At 40.7% G+C, this 11224-nt stretch carries 7 protein-coding genes; all 7 read left to right on the plus strand.

Going from position 1 to position 11224, the window contains the following annotated elements; genetic code table 11:
• The first annotated feature begins 32 nt into the window (after nt 1-32).
• The 7 genes from EO114_RS03950 (at nt 33) to ilvC (ending at nt 9629) form a co-directional block, all read left to right on the plus strand.
• On the plus strand, nt 33-1367 hold the full coding sequence (locus tag EO114_RS03950; protein WP_126941370.1) for an NAD(P)-dependent oxidoreductase: 1335 nt from the start codon (nt 33-35) through the stop codon (nt 1365-1367).
• Between the two features lie 1064 nt (nt 1368-2431).
• Nucleotides 2432-4102 carry a dihydroxy-acid dehydratase gene (ilvD, locus tag EO114_RS03955; RefSeq protein WP_127061665.1) on the plus strand — a complete coding sequence of 557 codons (1671 nt, stop codon included), beginning with the start codon at nt 2432-2434 and terminating at the stop codon, nt 4100-4102.
• An 81-nt stretch (nt 4103-4183) separates the two neighbouring features.
• Nucleotides 4184-5410: a threonine ammonia-lyase gene (gene ilvA, locus EO114_RS03960; RefSeq protein ID WP_062402280.1), complete on the plus strand. Its 1227-nt coding sequence runs from the start codon at nt 4184-4186 to the stop codon at nt 5408-5410.
• A 32-nt stretch (nt 5411-5442) separates the two neighbouring features.
• Nucleotides 5443-7164, plus strand: a complete 1722-nt coding sequence (gene ilvB, locus EO114_RS03965) for a biosynthetic-type acetolactate synthase large subunit (RefSeq protein WP_009353992.1) — start codon at nt 5443-5445, stop codon at nt 7162-7164.
• On the plus strand, nt 7157-7651 hold the full coding sequence (gene ilvN, locus EO114_RS03970; RefSeq protein ID WP_009353959.1) for an acetolactate synthase small subunit: 495 nt from the start codon (nt 7157-7159) through the stop codon (nt 7649-7651). Before ilvB ends, ilvN begins: the two co-directional genes overlap by 8 nt.
• Nucleotides 7651-8454, plus strand: a complete 804-nt coding sequence (locus tag EO114_RS03975; protein ID WP_009353958.1) for an ABC transporter ATP-binding protein — start codon at nt 7651-7653, stop codon at nt 8452-8454. The genes ilvN and EO114_RS03975 overlap by 1 nt, the downstream gene beginning before the upstream one ends.
• Before the next feature lie 164 nt (nt 8455-8618).
• The gene (ilvC, locus tag EO114_RS03980) at nt 8619-9629 is read left to right on the plus strand and encodes a ketol-acid reductoisomerase (protein ID WP_127061667.1); all 1011 of its coding nucleotides are present in this window, start codon (nt 8619-8621) and stop codon (nt 9627-9629) included.
• Nucleotides 9630-11224 lie beyond the last annotated feature (1595 nt).

Consider the following 11224-nt stretch of genomic DNA (forward strand, 5'->3'; position numbering starts at 1 on the left):
GTGTGTCACCAGAGTGGTGCAAGGAGGTCTTTATGGAGTTAAGACATGAACTAGAATTTGATAAAGATTATACGATGGAAGAGGCCTTTGCAGAGGCAAAGCGTTGTTTGAACTGTGCGAAGCCATTGTGCCGTACAGGTTGTCCTATTGAAAATGAAATTCCTCGTTTCATCCAAGCTATTGCACATGGTAATTTTGGATTAGCCAACGATATTATTGCAGAGCGTAGCAGTTTGCCAGCGGTGTGCGGCCGTGTGTGTGCTCGTGAAAAACAATGTGAAGGGGCATGTATTTTAAATCGTGCGAACAAACCCATTAATATCGGTAAATTGGAGCGCTTTGCTGCAGATTTTGAAAGCAATAATAATCTTCGCAAGATAAAACCAAATCGTAAAGACCAAGGTAAAATCGCTATTATTGGTTCTGGCCCTGCTGGATTAACAGTGGCTGGAGATATGGCAAAATTAGGCTATGATGTGACAGTATTTGAACGCCAAGATGAGCCAGGTGGTATCCTATTGTTTGGGATTCCGGAGTTCCGTTTAGGCAAAGAAATTGTACGTCGTGAAGTGAAGCGTTTAGAAACATTAGGTGTTACTTTTGAATGTAATGTCACTATCGGTCCAGATCGTAACTTAGATGCTCTGTTTGAAGAAGGTTTTGATGCTATCTTTATTGCTACCGGTACTCATGTGCCAATGGAAATTTCTTTACCAGGTGATGACAAAGCAGGTATGTTACAGGCGATGGCATTATTGACATCTGTACAATTAGTACAAAATGGTAGAGCTGAAGAATCATTAATTCCTGTATATAAAGGTGATAAAGTTCTCATCATCGGTGCTGGTAATGTGGCGATGGATGCGGCTCGTACTTGTGTTCGTCTTGGTGCTGAAAGTGTAACAGTGACGTATCGCCGTGGAGAAGAACAAATGCCAGCAAACCCATCTGAATTTGAAGAAGCAAAAGAAGAAGGCGTTCATTTTGAATTCTTAGCCGCTCCAAAAGAAGTAACTGGTTCAGATATCGTGGAAGGGTTGACATTTACACGACAAGAATTACAAGAAGATGGATCTGTGAAAAGCACTGGCGAAGACTTTACGTTACCAGCGGATAAAATCATCGTGGCCATCGGTCACAAACCAAACACACGCTTAGTGGGTCCTGGTAATGGTATTGAAGTGAATGAGTCTGGCTATGTGGTGACACGAGATATGCCATATGGTATGACAAGCCGTCAAGGTGTATTCGCAGGCGGTGACGTAGTGCATAAACCAGCTACCGTAGTATTGGCTATGCGTGAAGCTAAAAAAGTAGTAGAAGGTATCGTAAACTACTGCGAGGCAAAACGCTTTTTAGGGGAATAGGGTTTTATTCTTTACTTAACTATGCTATAATAAAGACAAGCGAAAAAGAGTAATGGTGATTCCATAAAGCTCACCAAAAAAAACACCCAGGTGGCGAGACTTGGGTGTTTCTTATATACTAGAAAATATACTAGGAAAGTGATATAATGGATTTGGATAAATTTGAGGATTTTCTAATTGCAAACAAAAGAAACCCCACGGTCTGCCAACCGTGGGGTTTTAATTTTTTTGTAATTATGATATAATGTTGGCAAGCGAAAAAAGTGTGAAAATAGTTAACATTAGGTTCACAAAAAACACCCAGGTGGCGAGACCTGGGTGTTTTTATTTGTCTATATAGCTGACAAGGCTAGGCTAGTTACTTCTTAAATACTCGATCTAACCATTTACAAATGTAATAAGCGAGAACATTTGCCGTAATCGAGATAAAAAGTGTAATAATTAATGTTAACATTAAGTTCACCCCCTTTCTGTTACCAGTATGGGGGAAGTAACACCTATAGTATAACAGATTGTGGAAAATAACACATCTGAAAGAGTAAAAAAATATAGATATCTACTTGCACACAGTGGACAAAGGTGTTACAATAGTAGACAGTTATTTTATTTTTAAAGTATTACACTTATAGTTAAGATTCGTACGCATATCGTACAGAAAGGAGATTATCATGGCATTGTTAGCAATTCTCGTGCTCGTCCTGTTCATTTTAGTGAACGTCATTAGAACTAACAATTCCATAGAGGTCGCCTTTTCTTCGGTAGAGCTACCATCTTAGGTTTCTTTGTGTACAACATAAGGAATCTAGGGTGTTGTAGTCTATTTGATTAACGTGCATACATATATATGAAAAGGCGATTCCTCAGGGATCGCCCTTTTTTATGTCTAACATAGTATGTCAGAATACTAGATGTGGATTGGGAACATGTTGGATATAAAATCATAGAACTATCCAATAGAAATCCCATTCAATTATTTCAGTGTTATGCACATAGTATATAGACAACAATATGCGACTATAACAAGTGTTATAAATCATGTTTATATAAGTAGAAAGGATCATTATATGGTACGCAGTGATAGAGTAGCAAAAGGAGCTACAAGAGCTCCTCATCGTTCATTATTAAAAGCATTAGGTTTCATCAACGAGGAAATTGGAAAACCAATCATCGGGATTGCCAATTCTTTCAACGAAATCATTCCAGGTCATGTGCATTTGAAAAATCTTGTACAGTCTGTGAAAGATGGTATTCGCGAGGCTGGCGGTATTCCTATGGAATTTAATACCATCGGTATTTGTGATGGATTGGCGATGAACCACATCGGTATGAAATATTCCTTGGTGACACGCAATATTATCGCTGACTCCATTGAGGCCTCTGCTATGGCCACGCCATTCGATGCAATGGTATTCATTCCTAACTGCGATAAAGTCGTGCCAGGTATGTTGATTGCGGCGGCTCGTTTGAACTTACCATCTGTATTCGTTTCTGGTGGTGCGATGCTAGCAGGCGTGCACAATGGCAAAAAAATAGGTTTATCCGACGTGTTTGAAGCGGTGGGTAAATTTGAAGCAGGCCTCATTTCCGAAGAAGAATTAGAACATATTGAAAACGTAGCTTGCCCAACTTGCGGATCTTGCTCTGGTATGTATACAGCGAATACGATGAACTGCTTAACAGAAGCATTGGGTATGGCATTACCTGGTAATGGTACGATCCCAGCAGTATACTCCGAGCGTTTGCGTCTAGCAAAACGTGCGGGCATGCAAGTAATGGAAGTCTTGCAAGAAGGCTTACGTCCAAAAGATGTATTGACGAAAGAAGCTTTTGAAAATGCGGTAGCTGTAGATATGGCATTGGGTGGCTCTTCTAATACGGCGCTACATTTACCAGCCATTGCTCATGAAGCGGGTGTATCCTTAACCTTGGACGATTTCAATCGCATTGCAGGAGAGACACCACAATTGGCTAAATTGTCTCCATCTGGTAAATATTTCATCGAAGACTTACATGCTGCAGGCGGTGTGTATGCGGTAATGCATCGTTTGCAAGAACAAGGACATTTACATGAAAGTGCAAAATCTGTGAGCCTGGTGGATCAAGGTACGATTGCTAAAACTATGAAAGTCCTAGACGAAGATGTGATCCATCCTTGGAGTGACCCAGTGTACACCACAGGTGGTATCGCTGTATTGAAAGGTAACTTAGCTCCGGACGGTTCCGTGGTCAAAGAAGGTGCTGTAGATCCAGAAATGCTCGTTCACTCTGGTCCAGCAAAAGTCTTCAACAGTGAAGAAGAAGCAGTAGAAGCAATTATGGGTCATAAAATTGTGAAAGGCGATGTAGTCATCATTCGCTACGAAGGTCCAAAAGGTGGTCCAGGTATGCGTGAAATGTTGACACCAACAGCGACAATCACAGGCATGGGTCTTGGTAAAGACGTAGCTTTAATTACAGATGGTCGTTTCTCTGGTGCTACCCGTGGTGCATCCATTGGTCACGTATCTCCAGAAGCAGCATCTGGTGGCACTATTGCCATCGTAGAAGATGGAGATATCATCGAAATCGATATTCCAAATCGATCCTTGAATGTGAAACTTTCAGAGGAAGAAATTGCACGAAGAAAAGCAAACTTAGCACCGTACAAATCAGATGTCACAGGATACTTGAAAAAATATGCTATGCATGTATCCTCTGCAGCACAAGGTGCCATCGAAATCTTAGACGAAGCATAAGAGGGAATGCAGTCAGAATACATATCTATGAGGGAAGTACAGGTCCGTAGATAGAATATATACTTAGGAAAGGACGTTTATATGCATAAATTATACGATTTCATGGAGGCTAGGGAGCGATTGGCTACTATCGCCGTGAAAACAAAATTAATTCATAGCTCTGTGTACTCGCAAGAAACAGGCAATCATGTATATATTAAACCGGAAAATTTACAGCGCACAGGGTCTTTCAAATTACGGGGCGCATACAATAAAATTTCCAAATTAACAGAAGCAGAAAAAGCCTGTGGCGTTATCGCCGCCTCTGCAGGTAACCATGCGCAAGGTGTGGCGCTAGCAGCACAACGATTGGGCATTAAAGCAGTTATCGTTATGCCACGCCATACACCGCTCATTAAAGTAGAGGCGACGCGCCAATACGGAGCAGAAGTAGTGCTCGCTGGCGAAGTCTATGACGAAGCTTATGAAAAGGCTTGTGAACTACAAGAGAAGCACGGCTATGTGTTCGTCCATCCTTTCGATGATGAAGATGTCATTGAAGGGCAAGGGACCATTGCCTTAGAAATTTTAGAAGAATTACCAAATGCAGATATTATTTTAGTACCAGTTGGTGGTGGCGGATTGATCTCCGGCGTGGCAGCAGCAGCTAAGCTAAAAAATCCACAAGTAAAGATTATAGGCGTAGAACCAGAGGGCGCAGCCAGTGCAAGAGCTGCTGTAGAAGAGGGAAAACCAGTAGCACTTCCATCGGTGAGTACAATTGCAGATGGGGCAGCCGTAAAATTAATTGGTTCCAAGAATTTGGAATACATCCAAAATTATGTGGATGAAATCGTAACCGTATCGGACTATGAATTGATGGAAGCTTTCCTATTATTGGCGGAAAAACATAAAATCATCGGTGAAAATGCTGGCTTACTTTCAGTGGCAGGTTTGAAAAAATTACGGGTGCGAGGCAAAACTGTGGTTAGTATTTTGAGCGGTGGTAACATCGACGTATTGACCATTGCGTCCATGATTACTAAAGGCTTAGTCGTACGAGGTCGTATTTTTACATTTGCTGTGAATTTATCAGATAAACCAGGTCAATTAGTGGCAGTATCTGAAATCTTAGCAGAACAAAATGCGAATGTCATTAAACTAGAACATAATCAGTTTAAGAATCTAGATCGCTTCCATGAAGTGGAGTTGGTGGTGACTGTAGAAACGAATGGGGAAGATCATATAAAAAAAATTACGGCTGCCATGGCGGACCGTGGATATACGATTCACCGTATCAGTTCTAATGAATTTAATGAACATGACTAATGGATGAGATGGATATAGAAAGAGGATAAACTATGAGTGAACAGAAGATGATTCGAGGAGCTCGCATACTCCTAGAAACATTGAAGCGCTTGGGAGTGACAGACATATTTGGTTATCCCGGCGGCGCCGTAATTCCTATATACAATGAAATTTATGATTTTGAGGGAATCAACCATTACTTAGCACGCCATGAACAAGGGGCGGCTCATGAGGCAGACGGCTATGCTCGTGCTTCTGGCAAATGTGGTGTGTGCTTAGCTACCTCTGGCCCAGGGGCGACGAACCTTGTGACAGGCATTATGACGGCGCATATGGATTCTATTCCTCTCTTGGCCATAACAGGTCAGGTGGCTAGCCACTTGCTAGGAAAAGATGCGTTCCAAGAATCCGATATCATTGGGATTACCATGCCAGTGACGAAAAATAATTACTTGGTACAGGATATCCGAGATATTGCGAGAACGGTGAAAGAAGCTTACTATTTGGCCACAACCGGTCGTCCAGGCCCTGTGCTAGTAGATATCACACGAGATGCGCAATTAGCAGAAATCTCTTATGAAGAATTTGAAGCAATCTTTAATGAACCGATTTCCCTAGAAGGCTATGATCCAAATTATATTGGACATAAAAAGCAAATCAAAAAGGCTATCGAAATTGTAAAAGCAGCGAAACGACCGTTGATTATCGCTGGCCATGGGGTGTTAATATCAGGCGCTACAGAAGAGTTATATAAATTAGCCACTACCTGTCAAATTCCAGTCACAAATACTTTACTAGGATTGGGGTCTTTCCCAGGAGAACATCAATTATCCTTAGGAATGCTAGGTATGCATGGCACCGTATATGCGAACTATGCTACCAATGAAGCGGATGTAATTTTGGCATTGGGTATACGATTTGATGATCGTATTGCAGGAGTGCCAAAAGAATTTTGCCCACAGGCAACAATTGTACATGTAGACATTGACCCAGCAGAAATTGAAAAAAATAAATTAATCGACGTACCTATCGTAGGGGACTTGAAACATGTGTTGAATGAAATGAATCATGAACTAATACCACAAACCCATGAAGATTGGTTGGAACGCATCCGTGAATGGCGTGAGGAATACCCAATTCGCGTTCGTCCTCATGAGGGAGAGTCTTTATTACCACAAAAAGTAATTCAAGAAATCGATAATATTGTGAAGGGCAATGCCATCGTGGTCACAGACGTAGGGCAACATCAAATGTGGGCATCTCAATTCATCACCTATTCGAAACCGAATACCATCATTACATCTGGTGGAGCTGGTACGATGGGCTTTGGTTTGCCAGCAGCTATCGGTGCGCAAGTAGCACAACCAGATACAAAAGTAGTGCTCATCACAGGGGATGGGGGCCTACAGATGAATAGCCAAGAATTGCTCCTATTAAAAGCTTACAATATCCCTGTGAAAGTGGTCATCATCAACAATGGTTTCTTGGGCATGGTTCGCCAATGGCAAGAACTCTTTAATAACCATCGCTATTCCTTCGTGGATTTATCCATTAGTCCAGACTTTGAAGTGTTGGCACAAGCGTATGGCGTGCGAGGGGTGACACTGTCCACCATCGAAGACTTGCGTAGTCAATTACGAGACCTTATCTTATCCGATGAGCCAGTGGTGATTAACTGCATTGTGGAAAAAGAAGAAAATGTGTTCCCAATGATTCCAGCAGGTTGCAGTGCCAAAGATATGATTGGATTGAAAGGAGGCCCTGACAATGAGTAAAGTACGACAACACCAAGTGCTAGTCATTACAAAAAATAAACCAGGTATCGGGGCTCGTATCCTGTCCCTCTTTAATCGTCGTGGGTACTCCGTTACACAAATGACATCTGGCATATCTATTCCTAATCATCATGCACGGATCACATTGACCGTAGAAACAGACGAAGTGCAATTAGACCAAATTCAAAAACAAATCTATAAATTGATTGACGTCATTAAGGTCAAAATTTTCTCTCCAGAACAAGTGGTGCGCCGTGAATTGATGCTTATTAAGGTGAAAGCAGATGTGTCTGTGCGACCGCAGATTATCCAATTAGCAGATGTGTATCGTGGTAATGTACTCGATGTAGGTCCTAACTCTATCATGATGGAAATTACAGGAGAAACGCAGAAACTAGATGCTTTCATAGAAATTATGAAAGAATATGGTATTCTGGAAATTGCAAAAACAGGTTGCACCGCTATGAGTCGTGGAGAAAAAATGTAATGGTTATACCAAAGCAAGGTGAGTTGTTACATTATGAAGGAGTTACCTTTGTCCGCAATGGGGAAGCGATTTTGCAAGGTGTGGACTGGCATGTGAACACAGGGGAAAACTGGGCATTACTCGGCCTTAATGGAGCAGGCAAGTCCACCTTGCTAGGCATGATTATGGCCTACACCTGTGCCACCCGCGGTGAGGTGCGTGTCCTAGGACATACCTTTGGACAATGCGTCTGGAAAGATGTGAAAGATCGTATTGGATTTGTCAGCTCTACCTTGGGGCAATTTGAACGTACTATGCGAGATGAAACGGTGCGACAAATTTTGCTATCTGGAGCGCATGGTACCATCGGTGTGTATCGAGAAGTGACAGAGGAAGAAGAACAATGCTGTGATATGGTCCTAGCAAGTATGGGATTACAACATTTACAACATCGCCACTTTGGGGTACTTTCCACAGGGGAGCAACGTCGTGTTTTAATCGGTCGTGCTTTGATGACGAGACCAGATTTGCTCATCTTAGACGAACCATGCAATGGGTTAGACGTACCGAGCCGAGAACAATTGCTCCGTCATCTCAATCAACGAGGGACTCAGGACAGTCCTTGTCCGTTTATCTATGTGACGCACCAAATCGAGGAAATCCTTCCCACAGTGACCCATGTGGCACTATTAAAAGAAGGTAAAATCTTTCAATCGGGGCCGAAATATGAGGTCATTACCGATGATATTTTATCGGCGCTCTATGGTTTGTCTGTGAAAGTGACTTGGGTCCAAGATCGACCTTGGCTACAAGTACTTTTATAAAATGTTTTTATAGAGTGTACAAAGATATTTTTAATTATACCAATTTATCATACTAAGTATGGTAAATCAGTAAGCCGAAAGGTTGAAAATCAGTTGAATTTCACTAGAAAATCTAGTAAATTATAAACATTAACACATGTATTACAAAGTAGGAGGTTATCACAATGGCAGGTAACATTTTAGGCACACAAGTATTTTATGATGCAGATTGCAATCTACAAGCATTAGTAGGTAAAAAAATTACAGTTCTTGGCTACGGTTCCCAAGGTCATGCGCATGCATTGAACTTGAAAGAAAGCGGCATGGACGTACAAATCGGTCTTCGTGAAGGTTCCAAATCCTGGAAAGAAGCGGAAGAAGCTGGTTTCGTAGTAAAAGAAACAGGGGATGCTGTAAAAGGTGCAGACGTTGTGATGATCTTGATTCCAGATGAATTGCAAGCAGAAACTTACGAAAAATCCATCGCTCCTAATCTTAAAAAAGGTGCGTACTTGGCATTTGCTCATGGTTTCAACATTCATTTCGGTAAAATTAAACCAGCTGCTGATGTAAACGTATTCATGGTAGCTCCTAAAGGACCTGGTCACTTAGTACGTCGTACATTCCAAGAAGGTTCTGGCGTTCCTTGCTTGTACGCTGTATATGCAGATCCAAGCGGAGACACTAAAGAAGTGGCCTTAGCATGGGCATCTGGTGTAGGCGGTGGCCGTTCCGGTATTTTGGAAACTGACTTCCGTCAAGAAACTGAAACTGACTTATTCGGTGAACAAGCAGTACTTTGCGGCGGTGTATGTGCATTGATGCAAACTGGTTTTGAAGTATTGGTAGAAGCTGGTTATAACCCAGTTAACGCATACTTTGAATGTGTTCATGAAATGAAATTAATCATCGACTTGATCTACGAAGGTGGTTTCGAAACAATGCGTAAATCCATCTCCAACACAGCTGAGTTCGGTGACTATATTACAGGACCAAAAGTAATCCCAGCATCTGCAAAAGAAGCTATGCGTGGTGTATTAAAAGATATCCAAGATGGCAAATTTGCTGATCAATTCCTTGGTGACTATGTAGCAGGCTACCCATACCTTAACGAACAACGTAAACAATCTGCAGCACATCAAGTAGAAGAAGTGGGCGGCGAATTACGTAAATTGATGCCTTGGATCAAAAAGTAAAAAGTAAATAGCCTTCATATAAATCATGAAGTAGTATAAGGAAAGCACGCAACACACTCCTTCACAAACGGTATTTCATAATGTTTGCTCAGGAGCATGTTGCGTGCTTTTTGCTTACAGAATACTTAGAGGAAAAGAAGGCTATTTACTTTTGGGGGCTTTTTGTGACGGAACTTGTTTCGCTATGTAGCCTTGTGGCGTTTGTAACTAAATAGAAGCAAAGGGAAGAGCACGACATATTCCGACCCGAACTGATACAGTGGTTAGGTTTGCTCCGGAACATGTCGTGCTCTTCTTGCATTTGTATGATTTAGGTAAAAAGGAACGCCACATAGGCTGCTACTCATAACGGCGTTCCTCAGAGTATTTAGTTCATATAAACAGTACAAATAGATTGTGCTATAATTGAAATTACAAGAGTCATTAACGTGTTGTTAGGCTCATCTCTTCCTATTATGGGAGGAGGTGGTTGCTATGACAAATTTTAGAAAGTTATCTTTATTGATAAAGTTTTTTAAGTTGATTATAGATATTTATCGTTTCTTTCAATAGAAATGAAAAAGCCTAACGTAACAATAAGTATTACCAGTACTTATACACGTTAGGCCATTTTTCTTTATTCTTTTGAGATGAGCCTAACGCTAGCAGACGTCGATGGCTCTTCTTTTGTTGGTTTAATTATAGCACAGTTAATAGGAATATTACAAATGCCACAAAGGGCTACTACGCGTAACGGCGTTCCTTAAGATGATATTCATAATATTGTTAATTCGCATAATGTATATCTAGGTGTATAATGGTGGTATGAGAGTCACTAATGTGAGTTAGGCTTGTCTCTTCCTAATTTAGGAGGAGGTGATACTATGAGAAGGTATGAAAAGTATACTTTATTGCTTTATCTAATTTCTGTAATAGTAAGTATCATTGACCTGTTTAAAGATCTATTTAAATAGATAATGAAAATGCCTAACGTAAAGATAAGTATAACCAGTACTTATACACGTTAGGCATTATCAGATTTCGTTATTTTGAGATGAGCCTAACGCTAGCAGACGTCGATGGCTCTTCTTTTGTTGCCTTTATTATAGCACAGGTTATAGGTACAATACAATCGTCTTTTGTTCCGCTATGCAGGCTTGTGGCGTTAGTAACTAAATAGGGAAAAGGGAAGACCGCAACATACTCCTTCTCAAACTGATACAGTGGTTAGGTTTGTTCAGGAACATGTTGCGGTTTCTTGCGTTTGTGTGATTTAGGTAGAAAGGCCCGCCACAAAGGCTACTACTCGTAATGGCGTTCCTCAAGGAAGACAATAAATGTTTTCTCTAGTTATACTATATAAATACACAGTTTTTTTGAATGCAATATACAATATATTGTGCAAATTTTAATCGTGTAAATTGATGAAGAAATTTCAGCAAAATAGAAACATAATATCTAAATTCTTCTACAATAATATACACAATAATTCAATTATAAACATTTTGAATAAATGGTGTAAAATTGTTAGCTTAGGATGTAATAATACATATCTGTTGATGTCTAATTTTACTTAGGAATAAAAATGCGAACTATTGCTTAAAATTGATTATTTA

This window comes from Veillonella sp. 3627, assembly GCF_003992195.1.
Lineage (GTDB): Bacteria > Bacillota > Negativicutes > Veillonellales > Veillonellaceae > F0422.